The organism is Paenibacillus sp. JZ16 (genome assembly GCF_015326965.1).
Classification (GTDB): Bacteria; Bacillota; Bacilli; order Paenibacillales; family Paenibacillaceae; genus Paenibacillus_AQ.
The window spans coordinates 6,929,470-6,947,704 of sequence record NZ_CP017659.1; the positions used below are offsets into that span (position 1 = coordinate 6,929,470).

21 protein-coding genes and 1 riboswitch are annotated in these 18,235 nt (G+C 50.2%); of the genes, 19 read left to right on the plus strand and 2 right to left on the minus strand.

The window, feature by feature from the left end; all coding sequences use genetic code 11:
• Positions 1 to 52: 52 nt before the first annotated feature.
• Positions 53 to 211, minus strand: coding sequence for a Z-ring formation inhibitor MciZ (gene mciZ / locus BJP58_RS30995; protein ID WP_194541891.1), 159 nt, complete (start codon positions 209 to 211; stop codon positions 53 to 55).
• Between the two features lie 94 nt (positions 212 to 305).
• Here mciZ and BJP58_RS31000 point away from each other — a divergent pair, with 94 nt between their 5' ends.
• The 16 genes from BJP58_RS31000 to BJP58_RS31075 all read left to right on the plus strand — a co-directional run bounded on the left by BJP58_RS31000 (position 306) and on the right by BJP58_RS31075 (position 13,939).
• Positions 306 to 887 (plus strand): NUDIX domain-containing protein, encoded by a 582-nt coding sequence (locus tag BJP58_RS31000; RefSeq protein WP_194541892.1) that lies wholly within the window; start codon positions 306 to 308, stop codon positions 885 to 887.
• Position 888: 1 nt separating this feature from the next.
• Positions 889 to 2,106: an endonuclease Q family protein gene (locus tag BJP58_RS31005; RefSeq protein ID WP_194541893.1), complete on the plus strand. Its 1,218-nt coding sequence runs from the start codon at positions 889 to 891 to the stop codon at positions 2,104 to 2,106.
• Between the two features lie 87 nt (positions 2,107 to 2,193).
• Positions 2,194 to 2,817: a stage II sporulation protein M gene (spoIIM, locus tag BJP58_RS31010; protein WP_194541894.1), complete on the plus strand. Its 624-nt coding sequence runs from the start codon at positions 2,194 to 2,196 to the stop codon at positions 2,815 to 2,817.
• A gap of 109 nt (positions 2,818 to 2,926) precedes the next feature.
• On the plus strand, positions 2,927 to 3,391 hold the full coding sequence (gene fur, locus BJP58_RS31015; RefSeq protein ID WP_006209405.1) for a ferric iron uptake transcriptional regulator: 465 nt from the start codon (positions 2,927 to 2,929) through the stop codon (positions 3,389 to 3,391).
• Positions 3,392 to 3,727: 336 nt separating this feature from the next.
• Complete coding sequence (locus BJP58_RS31020) at positions 3,728 to 3,961, plus strand: YqzK family protein (protein WP_194541895.1); 234 nt, start codon at positions 3,728 to 3,730, stop codon at positions 3,959 to 3,961.
• Positions 3,962 to 4,003: 42 nt separating this feature from the next.
• Positions 4,004 to 4,888, plus strand: coding sequence for a site-specific tyrosine recombinase (locus tag BJP58_RS31025; RefSeq protein ID WP_194541896.1), 885 nt, complete (start codon positions 4,004 to 4,006; stop codon positions 4,886 to 4,888).
• Between the two features lie 55 nt (positions 4,889 to 4,943).
• Entirely contained in the window at positions 4,944 to 5,768 is an 825-nt protein-coding gene (locus BJP58_RS31030) for a purine-nucleoside phosphorylase (RefSeq protein ID WP_071223885.1), read from the plus strand.
• 310 nt (positions 5,769 to 6,078) lie between these two features.
• Positions 6,079 to 7,269, plus strand: coding sequence for a D-alanyl-D-alanine carboxypeptidase family protein (locus tag BJP58_RS31035; protein WP_269468909.1), 1,191 nt, complete (start codon positions 6,079 to 6,081; stop codon positions 7,267 to 7,269).
• Between the two features lie 91 nt (positions 7,270 to 7,360).
• Entirely contained in the window at positions 7,361 to 7,714 is a 354-nt protein-coding gene (gene spoIIAA / locus BJP58_RS31040; RefSeq protein ID WP_071223887.1) for an anti-sigma F factor antagonist, read from the plus strand.
• On the plus strand, positions 7,711 to 8,169 hold the full coding sequence (spoIIAB, locus tag BJP58_RS31045) for an anti-sigma F factor (protein ID WP_071223888.1): 459 nt from the start codon (positions 7,711 to 7,713) through the stop codon (positions 8,167 to 8,169). The genes spoIIAA and spoIIAB overlap by 4 nt, the downstream gene beginning before the upstream one ends.
• Positions 8,170 to 8,180: 11 nt before the next feature.
• Complete coding sequence (gene sigF, locus BJP58_RS31050) at positions 8,181 to 8,936, plus strand: RNA polymerase sporulation sigma factor SigF (protein WP_006209412.1); 756 nt, start codon at positions 8,181 to 8,183, stop codon at positions 8,934 to 8,936.
• Positions 8,937 to 9,118: 182 nt separating this feature from the next.
• The gene (locus tag BJP58_RS31055; RefSeq protein WP_194541898.1) at positions 9,119 to 9,763 is read left to right on the plus strand and encodes a stage V sporulation protein AA; all 645 of its coding nucleotides are present in this window, start codon (positions 9,119 to 9,121) and stop codon (positions 9,761 to 9,763) included.
• Complete coding sequence (locus BJP58_RS31060; protein ID WP_194541899.1) at positions 9,760 to 10,188, plus strand: stage V sporulation protein AB; 429 nt, start codon at positions 9,760 to 9,762, stop codon at positions 10,186 to 10,188. Before BJP58_RS31055 ends, BJP58_RS31060 begins: the two co-directional genes overlap by 4 nt.
• 23 nt (positions 10,189 to 10,211) lie before the next feature.
• Positions 10,212 to 11,846 (plus strand): spore germination protein, encoded by a 1,635-nt coding sequence (locus BJP58_RS31065; RefSeq protein WP_194541900.1) that lies wholly within the window; start codon positions 10,212 to 10,214, stop codon positions 11,844 to 11,846.
• A 117-nt stretch (positions 11,847 to 11,963) separates the two neighbouring features.
• Positions 11,964 to 13,295 (plus strand): diaminopimelate decarboxylase, encoded by a 1,332-nt coding sequence (gene lysA, locus BJP58_RS31070; RefSeq protein ID WP_194541901.1) that lies wholly within the window; start codon positions 11,964 to 11,966, stop codon positions 13,293 to 13,295.
• A 212-nt stretch (positions 13,296 to 13,507) separates the two neighbouring features.
• A complete protein-coding gene (locus tag BJP58_RS31075; RefSeq protein ID WP_009595227.1) occupies positions 13,508 to 13,939 on the plus strand; it encodes a peptidylprolyl isomerase in 432 nt (143 codons plus the stop codon).
• Between the two features lie 68 nt (positions 13,940 to 14,007).
• Here BJP58_RS31075 and BJP58_RS31080 read toward each other — a convergent pair whose 3' ends face one another.
• A complete protein-coding gene (locus BJP58_RS31080) occupies positions 14,008 to 14,409 on the minus strand; it encodes a YbgC/FadM family acyl-CoA thioesterase (protein WP_194541902.1) in 402 nt (133 codons plus the stop codon).
• 199 nt (positions 14,410 to 14,608) lie between these two features.
• A riboswitch (FMN riboswitch) is annotated at positions 14,609 to 14,792 on the plus strand.
• Positions 14,793 to 15,058: 266 nt separating this feature from the next.
• Here BJP58_RS31080 and ribD point away from each other — a divergent pair.
• From ribD to BJP58_RS31095, 3 genes are read left to right on the plus strand one after another with little or no spacing between them, the layout of a single operon-like run.
• The gene (ribD, locus tag BJP58_RS31085; RefSeq protein ID WP_194541903.1) at positions 15,059 to 16,159 is read left to right on the plus strand and encodes a bifunctional diaminohydroxyphosphoribosylaminopyrimidine deaminase/5-amino-6-(5-phosphoribosylamino)uracil reductase RibD; all 1,101 of its coding nucleotides are present in this window, start codon (positions 15,059 to 15,061) and stop codon (positions 16,157 to 16,159) included.
• Between the two features lie 23 nt (positions 16,160 to 16,182).
• The gene (gene ribE / locus BJP58_RS31090; RefSeq protein WP_194541904.1) at positions 16,183 to 16,851 is read left to right on the plus strand and encodes a riboflavin synthase; all 669 of its coding nucleotides are present in this window, start codon (positions 16,183 to 16,185) and stop codon (positions 16,849 to 16,851) included.
• A gap of 48 nt (positions 16,852 to 16,899) precedes the next feature.
• The gene (locus BJP58_RS31095) at positions 16,900 to 18,138 is read left to right on the plus strand and encodes a bifunctional 3,4-dihydroxy-2-butanone-4-phosphate synthase/GTP cyclohydrolase II (RefSeq protein WP_194541905.1); all 1,239 of its coding nucleotides are present in this window, start codon (positions 16,900 to 16,902) and stop codon (positions 18,136 to 18,138) included.
• The last annotated feature ends 97 nt before the right edge of the window (positions 18,139 to 18,235 follow it).

Genomic DNA, 18,235 nt, shown 5'->3' on the forward strand with positions numbered 1-18,235 from the left:
CGTATTCGAAAAAAATAGAAAAAAGTCGAAAATCAGGTCGTAAGACCTAATTTCACCCCTTGTTTTCGTAAATATTTTTAGAAGACTTAGAAATTATATCCATGATTTTCGTTTCCGAGCCCCATTGCTGTTGCCATTGTTTCAGCATGATCCGTATCTGCCAAGCCTGTCCTACCATATGTACGGAATGATCCCCTTTGTAGCTTTTCATGGGCAGGTTCCTTCTTTCTTGTAAATTTTGATATAATACACCTTATGCAATAGCATGGTCAGTCATGCCGTTTTTAAACAAAGGAGGTCATTTTGTGAGCGATATCGGCAGTAAGAACCGAGAAGCCTCGGATAAATTGCTGGAAGAAACCACCCTATCTACCCAATCGATTTTTGAAGGGAAGATTATTTCATTGCAGGTCGATACGGTGAAGCTGCCAAATGGGGAGACTGCGAAACGTGAAGTTGTCAGACACCCCGGCGCAGTAGCGGTGCTTGCCTTAAAAGGCGACAAAATGTTGGCCGTCAATCAATTTCGTCAGCCGCTTGGGCGCTGTGAGGTTGAAATCCCTGCAGGCAAGCTGGAGCGGGGGGAAGATCCGCTGGAAGCGGCGAAGCGCGAACTACAGGAAGAAACGGGTTATTCATGCGGTTCCATTCGTAAACTGCATTCCTTTTATACCTCCCCGGGATTTGCAGATGAGATCATTCACTTATATCTGGCAGAGGATCTGGTCAGCGGCGACATGAACCCGGATGAGGATGAATTTATAGAGATGATGGAAATCTCGCTGGAAGAGGCGTATTCACTCATACAAGAAGAAAGAATCAGCGATGCGAAGACCATTCTCGCCGTTTATGCTTGGAATATGTATAGCCTGACAGGAAAAATCTGATATGCTGCAGCCTGAAAAGAACATGTCAACCGGGGAGGAGCTTCAGTCCTATTACTGCGACATGCACATTCACATAGGGCGCACAAGCAGCGGACAAGCTGTGAAAATTAGCGCAAGTAACAATTTGACCTTTGAGAATATAGCCGTGGAGGCCTCGGAGCGCAAAGGCATCCAAATGATCGGTATCATCGATTGCCATTCTCCTTCGGTACAGCAGGATATTCTCCAATGTTTGGACAGCGGCGTCATGCAGGAGATAGATGGAGGCGGCATCGCGTATCAGGATACGGTGATCCTGCTTGGAAGCGAGATTGAAATTCGCGAAAGCGGCCGTGGGGCAGCCCATGTGCTGGCCTATTTCCCTGACCTGAACACCATTCAGGAGTTTTCTGTCTGGATGGCAAAATACATGAAGAATGTGCAGCTTAGTTCGCAGCGCATCTATGTCAGCCCTCGTGAGCTGCAGCAGGAGATTTTGGATCGCGGCGGGCTGCTGATACCTGCACACGTCTTTACGCCTCATAAAGGGCTGTACGGCAGCATGGCGGATCGTATGAGCGAGGTGCTGGACCTGAACGGGATTGCGGGAATAGAGCTTGGACTCAGTGCTGATTCCTCGATGGCGGGGCGGATAAGCGAACTGGACGCCTACTCCTTTCTGACAAATTCGGATGCGCATTCGCTTGGAAAAATCGGCAGGGAATACAACCGGATTGATATGGCGAAGCCTTCATTTACCGAATTTCGCCAGGCGCTTGGAACAAGTAACGGTCGAAGAATCAGCGCGAACTACGGGCTTAATCCCAGACTCGGAAAATACCATCGTACTTACTGCGGCGGCTGTGACAGCATTCTGGAGGAGGGCAGCGATATTCATGAATTGGTGCGCTGTCCTTACTGCGGGAGTACCAAGCTGGTGCAGGGCGTGTTTGATCGGATTCTGAACATCGCTGACCGCAAAGAGCCCATGGTACCGCAAAGCCGGCCGGCATATCACTATCAGGTTCCGCTAGAGTTCATCCCGGGCCTTGGCAAATCGTCGATGTCGAAGCTGCTGGGGGCTTTCGGCACCGAAATGCACATCCTTCACCAGGCTACGGAAGCAGAGCTTGCCGCTGTTGCTGGAGAAGGGCTCGCTGCCAGCATTGTGATGGCTAGAAACGGGACATTGTCCTTATCGGATGGCGGGGGAGGCTCTTACGGGAAGGTTCTCCGCTAAATCGATCAACTCTTTCAATCGCTAGGTCATACAAGAAGGGTGATGGTCATAGAGTAGAGTAGAGACACAGAAAGGAGACTCTATTCTATGCAATCATTCCGCCAAGCCTTTAAGGATCAGACCATGCTCTATGTGTTCGTGGGCGTCTTGTTTTTAGTTGGCGTCCTGTTTGGAGCGTTGATGGTCAATGCACTTTCATTGGAGCAGCAGCAGGAGATGGCCCGATATTTAAACCACTTTTTTGTAAACGTGCAGGACGGTGGAGAAACCATGAGTCAGTCTTCTTACTGGAGCATCGCAGCCCTTCATCTGAAATGGATCGGTTTGATATGGATTCTGGGATTGTCCGTTATCGGGCTTCCGGGAATATTGATATTGGACTTCTTAAAAGGAGTGCTTATTGGGTTTACGGTCGGTTACTTGGTCGGACAGTATTCTTGGAAAGGACTGCTGTTCGCCTTGGTATCGATTGCGCCGCAAAATTTGTTCATCATCCCCGTGCTCATGATGTGCAGCGTAGCGGCGATAACCTTCTCCCTATACATCATCAGGGACCGGTTTATTATGAATCGCGGCGGGAGCATGGTAAAGCCCTTTGCTTCGTATGCGATGCTGACCTTTTTCATGGTCCTGTTAACGCTCGGAGTCGCTTCTTTTGAAACCTGGGTAACCCCGGTCATGATGCGCTGGGTCACGCCAATGTTGCTATAATCCGCGAATTTTTCCATAAAGCAAAACCGTTTGACTTTGTTTGTCAAATCCCCCTATAATGAAGGAAGTGAACAATAACGTGCAGTGATTTCCAAGGGGGAGGGAAACGATGGAAGCGCGGATCGACAAAATTAAGCAGCAGCTACAATCCCAAGGATACAAATTAACGCCCCAACGGGAAGCCACGGTAAGCGTATTGTTGGAAAATGAAGACGACCACCTTAGCGCAGAGGATGTATTTATGCTCGTGAAAGAGAAGGCTCCGGAGATCGGTCTGGCAACCGTGTACCGTACCCTAGAGCTGCTCAGTGAGCTTCATGTTGTCGAGAAGATAAATTTTGGCGATGGTGTCGCCCGTTATGACTTGCGGACGGATACTTCGAAGCATCACCATCATCATTTGATATGTACTCAATGTGGAAGCATGGATGAGATACGCGAGGATTGGCTCGGTCCATTGGAAGAGCGGTTAGAGCGAGAGTTTAACTTTACCGTTCATGACCATCGGCTTGATTTCCATGGCATATGCTACCGTTGCAAAGAGAAGGGCAAGAATGACCAGGACAAATCATAATTTTATATCATTCAACAAACCGCAGTGATGACCATCACGGCAAGCCCTCTACGGCGGTAAGCCGGGAGGGTTTTTTAGATGGTAACCAAAATATATATGGAACATGCACGAGTTCGTATCGTTCACGCAAGAACAATCTATCATTCTACATCATCCATGTACGTCGATAAGACGTTTTTTTTATTCTATCCCAATAACCGCCAAGTCCAATGACTAAAGAACATCAGAGGAAAGCGTCATAATCCAGCAGCTTGTATCATAGGATATACGTGAAGTATACCTGTAATACCCACTTTCACTTGGTGATCAAGCAAAGATGAAAGAGAGGCGCTGCCAGTGATTATATCGATCCGAAAAATAGGCTCAATGATCCGATTTATTACGATGTTTGCCGTTCTGACGATGTTTTTTTACTTTGTGCTGGGTTGGGTGGGAGATTGGCTGACCCCAGTGGATCCTTACCGTGCGCCTTCCGGTCAAGCGGTTAAGGCTTTTCAGCCTGAAAGCACCATGGACTCCCGATTTTCGCCGGCGGAACGTCTGCGATTGTACTACTGGTATGGGGAGTGATCGTGCTTGTAACGGGCACACGGGAATAGGAGCAAAAAGATCATGAAACAATATCTGGACGAATATGTAACCTATCTGGAAGACGTGAAGGGATTGTCCCGAAGTACGATTGAATCGTACCGGGCCGACTTACTAGGATTCATTGCTTTTGCAGAGGAAAGAGACGTTATCCATCCGCAGGAAGTTACACGTACCATGCTTGGATTATACATGGGAAGACTGAGGCAGCAGGGCAAGGCGGCATCAAGCCAGCTTCGCTGCACGGCTTCCTTGCGTTCCTTTTTTCAATATTTGGTGCGTCAAGCCGTTATAGGACAAGATCCGACCCAGCTGCTGGATAATCCGAAGCCGGAACGGAAGCCGCCCAAGTCGCTAACCATTGAGCAGGTGGACAAGCTGCTGTCGGCCCCGGATTCCGGCACCCCTCAGGGGGCCCGGGACAAAGCAATGCTGGAGCTGCTATATGCTTCAGGTATTAAGGTGTCGGAATTGGTGAATTTGAATACGCATGACATAAATATGGAGATGCGATTTCTTCGCTGTGCCGTTTCCGGAGGGAAGGAGCGAATTCTTCCAATTACCCAGATCGCAGCCGAGAGCGTGGCTATTTATATGCAAGACATGCGGGACAAGCTGATTCGTGATGCGGATGAGGATGCATTATTCCTGAATTCACTCGGTACGCGCTTGACACGGCAGGGATTTTGGAAAATCATTAAAAAGTATGGCAAATTGGCCGATATCGATGAGGAGATCACGCCGCATACCCTTCGCCATTCGTTTGCCATTCATTTGCTGCAGAACGGCGCCGACTTGCGTTCGGTTCAGGAGATGCTGGGTCACTCGGCATTATCCACCACCGGCATGTATCAATCCACCAAGAAAAGCATGAAGGAAGTATATGATCATTTTCACCCGAGATCTTAGCGAGACCTGCTCGACTAAGATCTACAACTTATTCTCAGTTAGGAGAGGTATGAACATGAGTTCAATTCATCAGGAAAGCATTAAGGAAGCAGCGGCATACATACGCGGGCAGAAGGGTGTCGAGCCCCAGGTCGGCCTGATTTTGGGTTCAGGACTCGGCGTGCTGGCAGAATTAATTGAGAACCCGGTCTCCATCCCGTACACGGACATTCCTCATTTTCCCGTGTCCACAGTAGAAGGCCATGAAGGAGAACTGCTGCTGGGTACGATTCACGATCGACCTGTCGTTCTGATGAAGGGCCGTTTCCATATGTATGAAGGCTATGGTCCGGAAGTGACGGCTTTCCCAGTGCGCGTCATGAAAGAGCTGGGTGTGAAAAGTCTGCTGGTTACCAATGCGGCGGGCGGCATCAACACGTCCTTCGAGCCGGGTGACCTCATGCTGATCTCCGATCATCTGAACATGACAGGCACCAACCCGCTGATCGGGCCGAATGATCCGGAGCTTGGCGTTCGGTTCCCGGACATGTCCCAGGCTTACAGCCGTCAGCTTCGCCAATTGGCAAAAGAAGTCGCGGTGGGTCAGGGCATTGCGCTGAGAGAAGGGGTCTATGCAGGTTTGCTCGGACCAACCTATGAAACGCCTGCCGAGATCGTCATGCTGCGTACGCTCGGTGCGGATGCGGTAGGCATGTCCACGGTGTCTGAGGTCATTGTGGCCAGACATGCCGGTCTTGAAGTGCTGGGCATCTCCTGCATCAGCAACATGGCAGCCGGAATATTGGATCAGCCGCTATCCCATGACGAGGTTATGGAGACCGCCGAGAAGGTCCGGGAGAAATTCCTTGCGCTTGTCATGGCCATTATTCCAAAAATGTAATAACCCATTTTAGCAAGGGGCTGGGCTCCGGCGGATTTATATCTGCCGAGCCCAGCTTTTTTGCTATAAGTTTTCAGCGAAGCTGAACCATTCTGTATTCGCATTTATACGTGTTTGGGGTCCCCGCAAAGGATTTGGAATAAGCATCGAAGCATAGGCTCCACTTTGTGGGGTTATTCTGTGTTCCTTTAAGATCAAGGTGATAATATTTCCGTAAAATACTGGAATAATTTGTTTTCATCCTGACGACAATGAATAGCAGACCCGTTATTTTTCGGGATGCCATTACGAATGTCAGGAGGGGATGGAAGTGAAAAAAGCGTTAATCGCTGGATTGCTGGTTCTATTTGTAGGGTTGTCCAGTGCGGCTGTACCAAGTTATGCAGAAGAAAAAAGCAAACCCGGCGAAGGATCATCTCAAGAGGAACTGGCACCAGGTGCTCGTTCTGCTATATTGCTGGATGCGGATACCGGAACCATTATTTACGAGAAAAACAGCCATGATAAGCTGCCTCCGGCGAGCATCACCAAGATCATGACGATGCTGCTTACGATGGAGGCCATCGATGAAGGACAATTGCAGTGGACGGATAAAGTGCGTACCAGCGAATATGCGGCCTCCATGGGCGGGTCGCAGATCTTTCTTGAGCCCGGCGAAGAGATGACGGTGGATGAGATGCTCAAAGGCATAGCCATGGCATCAGGCAATGATGCCTCCGTCGCGGTGGCGGAGAAAATTGCCGGCTCAGAGGAAGCGTTTGTGAAGCTGATGAACGAGAAAGCGGCCGAGCTGGGAATGAAGGATACACATTTTGTGAACTGCAACGGACTTCCTGCAGAGAATCACTATACTTCGGCCCACGACATTGCGGTCATGAGCCGGGAGCTGCTGAAATATGACCAGATCACCAAATATACGGGAGCATATCAGGATTATTTACGTAAAGATTCAGAAAAACCGTTCTGGCTGGTCAACACAAACAAGCTGGTTCGATTCTACACGGGTGCTGACGGATTGAAAACCGGATACACGTCAGAGGCCAAATTCTGTTTATCGGCAACGGCCAAACGGGACGGACTGCGCGCTGTAGCCGTTGTCATGGGAGCTCCGGATACAAAGACTCGGAATAATGAAGTATCTCGCATGTTTGACTATGCCTTCTCCCAGTATTCGATGCATTCCATCTATAAGCCGGGTGAAGTGTTAGGTATCGTGAAGGTCCAGAAGGGGACCGTGCCAGAGATCTCGATTCAAGCGGATAAAGATTACAGCGTGCTGGTTAAGAAGGGCGTAAAAAGTCCGGATATCCGTCATGAAATTCAGATGGACCCGAATTTAAAGGCGCCGGTAGCCGCCGGACAAGTCGTCGGCAAGCTAACGGTGTATCAAGGCGATCGGGTAGTGAAGGAGTTCGAGCTGACATCTCCTGTCGAGGTGAAGAAGGCCGGATTCTGGAAGCTGTTCAAACGGACAACCGGCAAGTTGTTTCATGTAGATTAATAGGAGTTTTCTTCTAGTTTTGTCGGGATGCAGGAATGTCTTTTTCAAATGTAGAAATCTTTGTTCATGTCAGGGAGGAGAGTGAGCAAACATGAATCTGCATGTTGATATGGAGCATCACAGGCATGTACTGATTGTCCGTCTGTCCGGGGAACTGGATCATCATACGGCCGATCATGTCCGGATGCAGCTGGATGAAGCTATTCAGAGACGTCAAACAGAGCACTTGGTGCTGAGCTTAAAGGACTTGGACTTTATGGACAGCTCGGGACTTGGGGTCATCCTGGGACGCTATAAATTCATCAAGCAAAAAGGCGGAAAGATGGCGGTATGCGATGTCAAGCCACAGGTTTACCGCTTGCTTGAAATGTCGGGGCTGTTCAAGATCATGCCGATATATGAGAACGAGAGCACGGCACTCTCGGGTTTGGAGGTAGTGTCATGAGTGAAGGAAAAGCACAGCATAATTTTATGACTCTGCAGTTTGCCGCAAAGTCGGAAAACGAATCCTTTGCCCGTGTCGCCGTGGCTGCGTTCATCTCCCAGATGGATCCCAACATGGATGAGCTCAGTGACCTGAAAACGGTAGTCTCCGAAGCGGTCACAAACAGCATTATCCACGGTTACGATAGTGATCCGGATGGGGTTGTCAAGATTGAAGCCTCCATAGACGGGGATATGATCACGCTGTGCATTGAAGATTCCGGCCATGGGATCGAAGACTTGGAGATGGCCAAGCAGCCGCTTTATACATCAAAGCCAGAGCTGGAGCGATCCGGCATGGGATTCACCATCATGGAAAATTTCATGGACGAATTTGAAGTGGTCAGCGAACCAGGCAGCGGTACGTCGATCAAAATGAAAAAGAGGATCGAATCTAAGAAAGCTTTATATAATTAGGGGTTGGACAAATGGATGCCGATGTGAAGAAAACTTCGCAGACTTATTTGGACGACGCGGAGGTCAAACGACTCATTGCACTTAGCCAAAGCGGGGATAATGTCGCCCGGGACACGCTCGTCAACTGTAATATTCGTCTTGTCTGGTCTGTCGTTCAGCGGTTTATGAACCGGGGGTATGAGCCTGATGATCTGTTTCAGATCGGCTGTATCGGTCTCCTCAAATCCGTGGACAAGTTCGATCTCAGTTATGACGTAAAGTTCTCGACCTATGCCGTACCGATGATCATCGGAGAAATTCAGCGCTTCTTAAGGGACGACGGGACCCTGAAGGTCAGCCGTTCGCTTAAGGAAATGGCCAACAAAGTCAGGAAGAAGCGGGACGAGCTGTCCAAGCAGCTCGATCGGCTTCCAACGGTGAAAGAGGTTGCCGAAGAGCTTGGGGTAACCCCCGAGGAAGTGGTGTTTGCCCAAGAGGCGAACAAACCGCCAACCTCGATTCATGAGACCGTATTTGAAAATGACGGGGATCCCATAACGCTAATGGATCAGATAGCTGATGAATCGCAGGAACGATGGTTCGACAAGCTGGCCTTGAATGAAGCGATAGGCGGCTTGACCGAACGGGAGCGGCTCATTGTATATCTGCGGTATTACCGGGATCAGACGCAGTCGGAAGTTGCCAGCCGGCTGGGCATATCCCAAGTACAGGTATCGCGACTTGAGAAAAAAATATTGCAGAGCATACGGAACGAGATCGCGCAGTAGCGGCTCGCAGCCGTTATTCTAAAGAAATGCTCAAACTGACGCCGCCCTTAGGGGACGGCGTCTTTTCATTTTTCAACAACCTCCTTGTTGATGTGCCGGATAAAGAAAGTATGGTAAATCCGAGTAGAAAGGAGAGACATTTCCCATACTAACGGTAATTTAGCAGTAAAGGAGTGTTTCGGATGAAGGTTAATCCCACTCCGACGGTGTTTCTGCAGCTAAGGAGCCGCATACGGTTACCAAGAAACCAGACCGTCAAACTAGGTGATGTCGCCTTCATTGTCTGCGAGCCCGAATGGGAGAAGCGGCTTAGAGCCCTGCCGCTTACGCAGCCGAAGGATATCGATGGCAACCGCCTTGTCATGGATCTGATACAAATCATCCCGAAGATTCAAGCCTTGATTCCTGGCGCCCATATTGAACCGATGGGAAACCATCATACCCTGGTGGAGCTTATTGGTCCGGAGAGCAAGCGGTCCAAATTGTGGTTCCCGCTCATTTGGCTGCTCTTGTTTTTCGGTTCGGCGCTGACCATTATGAATTTCCATGCCGACGTCAACATGCTCGAGGTACAGATCCGAATCGTCGAGATGGTGACGGGGAAAAGAGACGAGCATCCCTATTTGTTCCAGATTGCATACTCGCTCGGGCTCGGATTCGGAATGACGGTGTTCTTCAATCACTTATTCAAGAAAAAATGGAATGAAGAACCGACCCCGCTCGAGGTGGAAATGTACCTCTATCAGGAAAATCTGGATCAGTTCGTGGTCGCCGAAGAATATCGGAAAATGAACGCCGGAGCGGATACGACAGGTAAGGAACCATGATGATGTCCATTCTGCAAGGGATATTCACCTGTGTTCTTGGCGTAGCTGGGGGCATCGCCGTCGGCGGCGGAGTCATTGCGCTCATCATCGTGTTGGACATCATTCCGAGATTGTCCCAGCTGACGGCAACGTACAACCGGGTCCATTGGTATGAAGGGGCTTTAATTGCCGGATCTTTTATCGGCACGGTGGCCGATTTCTGGCGATGGTCCGTTCCTTTGGGACCGGTTGTGAGTACCGTGATCGGATTGATGTGCGGGATATTCATCGGCATGCTGGCAGCCGCATTGACCGAAGTATTGAATGTATTGCCGATTCTGGCCAAGCGGCTCCGGTTGACGGGCTATTTGTTCGGTCTTCTTATGGCCATGGTCGCAGGCAAGGTAGCGGGCTCTCTGTTCGACTGGTTTGTTTACAGCAAGTGATAGTTGAGGCTAGGAGGTAGGTTATGGACGAGAAAACAACATATAACGGCGAACGGGAGACCGATATTCCGATCATTCCACCATCGGAGATCAAAGCATTGGAGGAACAGGAGCTGGCTGAGAAGAGGGAGGCCGAGACCTCCAACAGCACCGAGGAATCCGTCATCTACTGGCAGCATACAGACCATGTCCCCGCAAAGCTGAGTGATCTGAAAAAAGTGCTTAAGGAAGTTATCGGTCTTGGGGTTTCTTTTGATGTGGTATTCCGTGAAATGAACTTTGCCGGCAGAAACGCGGGACTTCTCTTCTTAAACGGCTTCACGAATGATGCCGTGGTGACGGATATACTGACAAGGCTGACGTATCTGACACCGGAGGATGTGAGCAATCAGGCACTTACCGAGATGATGACCCGCTATATTCCCCATGTCCAAGTGGAGCGGGATACAAGGCTCAGCAAAGTGATTAACGAAGTGCTCTCGGGTATATGTGCGCTGTTCATTGAGGATGCGCATTCCGCTATCTTGTTGGATACCCGGAAATATCCTGTGCGCGGGCTCGAGGAGCCTGCGGTGGAACGTGTCGTTCGCGGCGCAAGGGATGGTTTTACGGAGACACTCGTTACCAACGTGAACCTGGTGCGAAGACGGGTTCGTGATCCGGGACTTCACGTTGAGGTCATGAAGGTCGGAAGGCGGACGAGAACGGATGTGTGCCTGGTTTTCATAGATGACATCGTGGACCGTACGCAGGTTGAGGCGATTCGCGATAAAATCAAGGAAGTGGATTTAGAGGGGCTTCCACTTGGAGATAAACAGCTCGAAGAAGCAATCGTGAACAAAGGCTGGCACCCATTTCCGCTGGTCCGATATTCGGAACGGCCGGATGTTGTATCCTCCCATCTGCTCGAAGGCCGAGTAGTTGTCATGGTAGATACTTCACCGAGCGTGATGATTATGCCAACCACGTTTTTGGATCTGTGTCAGCATGCCGAGGAGAATCGCCAAACCCCATTTATGGGGACATATCTCCGCTGGATACGTTTTATAGGCATTTTTGCATCCATGTTCCTGCTCCCGCTGTGGATGCTGCTTGTTGTCCATCCTGAACTGAAGCCGCCGGGACTCGATATCATCGGTCCGCAGGAGAATGCTAAAATTCCGATTATCCTGCAGTTTCTGATCGTTGAATTCGGCGTGGATTTGCTCCGCTTGGCTGCCGTTCATACGCCGACACCGCTTGCGTCGGCGATGGGGCTGATCGCCGCGATCTTGATCGGCGACATCGCCGTTAAGACCGGATTGTTTGTCAACGAGGTCGTCTTGTATATGGCGGTTGCATCCATCGGGATGTATGCAACTCCGAGTTATGAGCTGGGACTTGCCAACCGGATGGTCAGGCTGCTCCTTCTGCTTGCAACAGCCCTGTTTGGGGTGAAGGGTTTTGTCATCGGGACGACGCTTCTGATTCTGCTCCTGACGACACACCGTTCCTACAATTCCTCTTATTTGTGGCCATTTATACCATTTAGTGCAAAAGCGATGGGCGAAATTTTGTTCCGCAAACCGCTGCTTCTATCTAGAAGACGCCCGGCCCACAATAAAACACGCGACAACACCAAAATGGGCCCTGAAATGAATCCGAGAGGCGAGCAATAACAATAACACAAATGTTGTGTTGAAAAATCCATTTTGATTACCTTCCGTTGTCTGCTATACTGTGAACAATTATTCGATTACCCTATTTTGAATCAATGGATCGGAGGAATTGTAAGCATGTTTTTACACGGTACAAGCAAGATTAACGATCAGGGGCATTTGGAAATCGGCGGGTGTGACACATCCGATTTGAAAGCTCAATATGGAACACCATTATATATTGTAGACGAGCAGTCGGTTCGCAATCGTTGTCGGGAATACATCGAGGCCTTCAAGGCGTCCGGCTTGAAGTTCCAAGTCGCGTATGCAAGTAAGGCGTTTTGCGTGATGGCCATGTGCCAATTGGCCGACCAGGAAGGTATGTCGCTTGACGTCGTATCAGACGGAGAGCTGTACACCGCACTTGAGGCCGGATTCCCGGCAGACCGGATTCATTTCCACGGAAATAATAAAACCCCGGAAGAAATTGAGATGGCGCTGGATGCGGAAATTGGCTGTTTCGTTGTCGATAACGTAGTTGAACTGCATATGCTGCAAGCGATTGCTGCCGAGAAGAATCGGAAGGTCAACATTCTGCTACGCGTGACACCGGGTGTTGAGGCTCATACGCATGAGTATATCTCAACAGGCCAAACGGATTCGAAATTTGGCTTTGATATCGGCAACGGCTCTGCTTATGAAGCGGTGAAGCTTGCCGAGGCTCAAGCGAACATTCATCTGATGGGTATTCATTCCCATATCGGCTCCCAGATTTTTGAGGTGGAAGGCTTTCAGATGGCTGTTCAGCGCGTAGCTGAATTCGCGGCTTCCGTTAAAGAAGGTTTGGGGGTTGTGTTCAAGGTTGTAAACCTTGGGGGTGGTTTCGGTATCCGTTACGTGGATGGCGATACGCCGCTTCAAGTATCCCAGTATGTAAAAGCGATCACGGATGCCGTGAAGACCCATTTTGCGGGCCTTGGCTCCGAACTTCCTGAAATTTGGGTGGAACCGGGCCGGAGCATTGTTGGTGATGCAGGCACCACCCTGTATACGGTGGGCACAAGCAAGGATATTCCCGGAGTGCGTAAATACGTTGCCGTAGACGGCGGAATGACGGACAACCCGCGCCCGGCGCTGTACGAGTCGAAATATGAAGCGCTGCTGGCGAACCGGGCGAATGAGAAACCGGAAGAAACGGTATCCATTGCCGGCAAGTGCTGTGAGAGCGGAGACATGCTCATCTGGGACTTGGAGCTTCCGAAGGTAGCAACAGGCGATTTGCTGGCCGTATCCTGCACAGGCGCATACAACTATTCCATGGCTAGCAATTACAACCGCATCCGCAAACCTGCAGTCGTGTTCGTGAAGGACGGACAGAGCAAGCTGGTCGTACGCCGTGAGTCGCTTGCGGACATCATCAGTCATGATGTGGTGCCGGCAAGTGTAACCAAAGAAACCGTAACCAATTAAACTGAAGTTTGTTTTACGGCTCTAAAACCCAAGAGGGCCCGCCACTGCCTCCGGCTGCGGTCAGGGCTCTTTGGTTTGCCTTGGACTTGATATAGGATGTGTAAACGGGGGACAAGATCGTTTTTGCTTCGAAGCTCAATTCATAGTAAACTATAGAATGCATTGTAAAAAAATCGATTAAAGCGTTCTAATAACGGAAGGAGATAACACATATGGCTAAAAAAGCGAAGATCACATTAGAGAACGGCAAAGAGGTAGTGCTTGATCTGTTCGAGAATGATGCACCGAATACGGTAGCTAATTTTGAGAAATTGGCGAACTCCGGTTTTTATAACGGTCTTGTATTTCACCGCGTAATTCCTGGGTTCGTTGCTCAAGGCGGCTGCCCACAGGGAACGGGAACCGGCGGTCCTGGCTATACCATCAACTGCGAGATCAACCCTAACAAGCATGAGCGTGGAAGCTTGGCCATGGCGCATGCCGGCCGCAACACGGGCGGAAGCCAGTTCTATGTATGCTACGAGCCGCAGCCGCATTTGGACGGACAACATACGGTGTTCGGTAAAGTTGTAGAGGGCATGGAGTATGTGGATGCATTCAAAGGCCGCGACAAAATGGAAAAAGTAGAAGTATACGAAGCGTAACCATTAGCTTCCGGTCAGGACAGGCTCACTCATAAGGGTGAGCCTGTTTTTAATATTCCGGGGAGGGGTTAGGCAGGGTCAGGGAATAATTGGCGGAGCTCCTCCGGAACAGGCCGGCTTTTTCGAGTATGTACATCCATCGCCACACTGGTAACGGCGGCATCCGCGCACAGCTCTCCCTGTTCGTTGTATATCGTCTGAATCAGCACATAACTCGTACGACCCATAATCTGCGGTTCGGTCACGATCGTCAGCCGTTCGCCCTGGCCGCACTCCTTGCGGTAATTAATATTGATATTGACGGTAACGGTCTGGACACCGAGCCGTTTCAATAGGTCATATTGAAGATTTCCTGCTTCGTACCATTCCTCACGGCCCCACTCCAGATATTCCAGGTATTTGGCGTTGTTTACATGTCCGTTGACGTCGATCTCCGTAGGACGGACGACAATGTCCAGCGATGTTTTCATCGTTGCGTGCTCCTTTTCAACTGTATCTAGTTCCTGTGTTTATCCTATTTAACTGTTCTCCCTTGGGGGAGGATTCTCCTTCTACATTCAATACACATATTGTCATTAAGTTATAAACTTTAAAAAAGTTAGTTGTTTTTCTTGCAATTTTCAAAAGGTGGTGATAAGATTCTTGATAAGATCAAACAATTTCATATGTTTAATCCTTCGGGGCAGGGTGAAATTCCCTACCGGCGGTGATGAACGCAGTGATTGAGCTTTAGAAAGCAGATGGCTGCGTCTTAGTCCGTGACCCGGATATGCGTGTGTTGTAACACACCGTATGCGGTGGACCTGGTGAAAATCCGGGACCGACAGTATAGTCTGGATGGGAGAAGGAGTGAAAGACACATAAGCAACATGTGCTATTTGTGTCTGTGCACACAACGCGATATGCGTTATGTGCAGGTTTTCACATGCGATTCAAACCTGTGCTTGCGATGATTTGATGTCGTCGGTAACGGATTTGAATCGTTTGTTATAGGCAAAACCTGCGATCATAACGGTTATTTAGTGTGTCGATTATAACTTCCATCAAGCCCTGTTAAGGATTCCCCGAATCTTTGGCAGGGCTTTTTTGTGTGAACGTTGAGAAAGGGGCATGTTTAGCATGGATATCGTCAACGATGAATTCTATATGTCACTTGCGCTGGACCTGGCTGAACGTGCTCAGGGCCAAACCGGGATTAATCCGGTTGTGGGCTGTGTCGTCGTTAAGGATGGCGCGCTTGCAGGGGTGGGAACACATCTGGAGCGCGGAACACCGCACGCTGAAGTTCATGCTCTGAATATGGCTGGCAGCAAAGCAGCGGGCAGTACGGTGTACGTGACACTGGAGCCCTGCAGTCACTACGGTACGACGCCGCCATGCAGCGAGAGGCTGATTGCCGAAGGTGTTCAGCGAGTGGTTGTTGCTTGCGAGGACCCCAATCCTCTTGTTGCGGGCAATGGGATCCAAATGCTGCGCGCAGCGGGAATCAGGGTTGAGATCGGTGTCCTTAAGGAACGTGCTCTTCGCTTGAACGAAACCTTCATTAAATTCATTACGACGGGTCAGCCTTTCGTAACGTTAAAGACAGCCAGCACGCTGGACGGCAAGATCGCTTCGAAAACCGGTGATAGCAAGTGGATATCCAATGAGGAATCAAGAGAGCTTGTGCATACGCTGCGTCATCGTCACCAGGGCATCATGGTAGGCGTGTCTACCGTAATCGCGGATAATCCAAGCCTGACGACAAGACTTGGCGTGGAAGGCTTGCATCCGGTTAGGATCATTGTGGATTCCAGCTTACGAATCCCGCTCGACAGCCATGTCGTGACAGACGGTTTGGCGCCGACATGGGTCTTGACGACGGAGCAGGCGGATGAGAAGAACCGGTCCGTGCTGGAAGAGCAAGGAATTCAGGTTATCCCCTGCGGGCCAGGACCGCGTGTGGATCTGAAGGCTGCACTGGTGAAACTGGGGCAAAAGGGGATTGCCTCCATTTTGCTGGAGGGCGGGGGCACGCTGAATGGCTCAATGCTGGAACAGAAGCTGGTGGATCGGCTCATCCAGTTCATCGCCCCTAAGATTATTGGTGGATACGATTCCCCGGGAAATTACATGTTCAGCGGGTATGAGCAGATGAATCAAGCGATTCAGCTGACAGGACTTGAGACCGAAAGACTTGGCGACAATATTTACGTCACCGGGATTCCGGTCTGGAAATAAGGAGAAAGAAAGGAGGGAAGCCTGTGTTTACTGGATTGGTTGAGGAGATCGGCGAGATGAGGCGGATCGGACGGAAGGGCGAAGCCATGCTGCTGAGCATTTCCGCGAGCCGGATTATGGATGATTTAAAGCTGGGGGACAGCGTATCCGTTAATGGCGTTTGCTTGACAGCTACAACCATTGACAAAGGTATATTTACGGTAGACGTGATGCCGGAAACCTATAGAAATACCAATCTTAAGGAACTGCAGCCAGGCGGAAAGGTGAATCTGGAACGGGCGATGGCGGCCGGAGGCAGATTCGGAGGCCATATCGTTCAGGGGCATGTGGATGGCGTAGGTGTCATTCGCAGCGTGCAGGCAGATCAGAATGCCGTGGTATACGAGATTGCGCCCGCGAATGGGGACATATTCAAATATATCATTCCGAAAGGCTCCGTCACCCTGGATGGAATCAGCTTGACCGTTGTCAAAACGACAGATTCCTCCTTTACGGTATCCATCATCCCCCATACGCTGGCGGAGACGGTGCTGGCTTATAAAAAAGCGGGCGATACGATTAATATCGAATGCGACATTTTAGGGAAATATGTAGATCACCTGCTGCATTACGGCTCAGAAGGGGCCGGCAGCAAAGGCGGAACAAAACCGGGGATCAGCAGGGATTATCTTGCGGAACACGGATTTGCCTAAGCCTAGTGATTCACATAGAGTCTCCATGAGGAAGAAGGAGGAGTAGCGATGGATGAGCGCTTTTCATTTCATACAATCGAAGAGGCGTTAACCGATTTGAAGGAAGGCAAGGTCGTCATTGTTGTCGATGATGAAGACCGTGAGAATGAGGGTGATTTTATCGCATTAGCAGATAAGGCAACCCCGGAGGTCATTAATTTTATGATCACCGAAGGCCGTGGGCTCGTATGTTTGCCCATGACGCAGGCCAGAGCCCAGGAGCTCGACCTCAAACCGATGGTTACCCAAAATACGGACTTTCATGGAACGGCCTTTACGGTTTCCATTGATCATAAGGACACTACGACAGGCATATCGGCCTATGAGCGGTCCATCACCGTCAAAGGCATTTTGGATTCGAATGCATCTGCGTCCGATTTCCGAAGACCAGGTCATATGTTCCCGTTGATCGCAAAAGATGGAGGCGTCCTGCGCCGGGCAGGACATACGGAGGCCGCTGTCGATCTTGCCAGATTGAGCGGCTCCTATCCGGCCGGCGTCATCTGCGAGGTAATCAAGGAAGACGGCACAATGGCACGGCTGCCGGACCTTGTGGAGATTGCCAAGAAGCATGAGCTGAAGCTGATTAGCATCAAGGATCTGATTCATTACCGCAATGAAAAAGAAAAGCTTGTCCAGCGAGAGGTAGCTGTGCGGATGCCGACCGACTTCGGCGTGTTTCAGGCCGTAGCCTACACCAACGACGTGGACAATAAAGAGCATGTTGCCTTGGTAAAAGGGGAGATCGACGGGAATGAGCCTGTCCTCGTGCGCGTGCATTCCGAGTGTCTGACAGGAGATGTGTTTCACTCCCATCGCTGCGATTGCGGTCCCCAGTTCGAGGCGGCACTCCGCCAAATCGATGAAGCAGGCAGAGGCGTTCTTCTCTACATGCGCCAGGAGGGGCGGGGCATCGGCTTAATCAACAAATTGAAAGCCTACAAACTGCAGGAAGAGGGACTCGACACCGTGGACGCGAACCTGAAGCTCGGTTTTGCGGCGGATCTGCGCGATTACGGCATCGGAGCCCAGATCCTGAAGGATCTGGGGATCAGAAAAATCCGCTTGCTGACAAACAATCCGCGCAAAATCAAAGGCCTCGAGGGTTACGGTCTTGAGGTTGTGGAGCGCGTTCCGATCCAAATGCCGGAGAACGAGGATAACACGGGCTACCTGCATACCAAGCAAGCCAAGCTCGGTCATATGCTGAAATTCAGCGATATCGAGCAGAACGAGAGTGCCAACTAATCACCATATAACAAAAGGTCTTATTTGAGAAGACGGATTTGCCTGAGCATAATAAGCAGAGGAGCAAATCAGTTCTGGAGAAGCGGTAGCGGTCGCC

Coding starts and splice junctions, on each gene's coding strand:
- mciZ (WP_194541891.1), bottom strand. CDS start 211: ATGAAAAGCTACAAAGGGGATCATTCCGTACATATGGTAGGACAGGCT.
- BJP58_RS31005 (WP_194541893.1), top strand. CDS start 889: ATGCTGCAGCCTGAAAAGAACATGTCAACCGGGGAGGAGCTTCAGTCC.
- spoIIM (WP_194541894.1), top strand. CDS start 2,194: ATGCAATCATTCCGCCAAGCCTTTAAGGATCAGACCATGCTCTATGTG.
- fur (WP_006209405.1), top strand. CDS start 2,927: ATGGAAGCGCGGATCGACAAAATTAAGCAGCAGCTACAATCCCAAGGA.
- BJP58_RS31025 (WP_194541896.1), top strand. CDS start 4,004: ATGAAACAATATCTGGACGAATATGTAACCTATCTGGAAGACGTGAAG.
- BJP58_RS31030 (WP_071223885.1), top strand. CDS start 4,944: ATGAGTTCAATTCATCAGGAAAGCATTAAGGAAGCAGCGGCATACATA.
- spoIIAA (WP_071223887.1), top strand. CDS start 7,361: ATGAATCTGCATGTTGATATGGAGCATCACAGGCATGTACTGATTGTC.
- spoIIAB (WP_071223888.1), top strand. CDS start 7,711: ATGAGTGAAGGAAAAGCACAGCATAATTTTATGACTCTGCAGTTTGCC.
- sigF (WP_006209412.1), top strand. CDS start 8,181: ATGGATGCCGATGTGAAGAAAACTTCGCAGACTTATTTGGACGACGCG.
- BJP58_RS31055 (WP_194541898.1), top strand. CDS start 9,119: ATGAAGGTTAATCCCACTCCGACGGTGTTTCTGCAGCTAAGGAGCCGC.
- BJP58_RS31060 (WP_194541899.1), top strand. CDS start 9,760: ATGATGATGTCCATTCTGCAAGGGATATTCACCTGTGTTCTTGGCGTA.
- BJP58_RS31065 (WP_194541900.1), top strand. CDS start 10,212: ATGGACGAGAAAACAACATATAACGGCGAACGGGAGACCGATATTCCG.
- lysA (WP_194541901.1), top strand. CDS start 11,964: ATGTTTTTACACGGTACAAGCAAGATTAACGATCAGGGGCATTTGGAA.
- BJP58_RS31075 (WP_009595227.1), top strand. CDS start 13,508: ATGGCTAAAAAAGCGAAGATCACATTAGAGAACGGCAAAGAGGTAGTG.
- BJP58_RS31080 (WP_194541902.1), bottom strand. CDS start 14,409: ATGAAAACATCGCTGGACATTGTCGTCCGTCCTACGGAGATCGACGTC.
- ribD (WP_194541903.1), top strand. CDS start 15,059: ATGGATATCGTCAACGATGAATTCTATATGTCACTTGCGCTGGACCTG.
- BJP58_RS31095 (WP_194541905.1), top strand. CDS start 16,900: ATGGATGAGCGCTTTTCATTTCATACAATCGAAGAGGCGTTAACCGAT.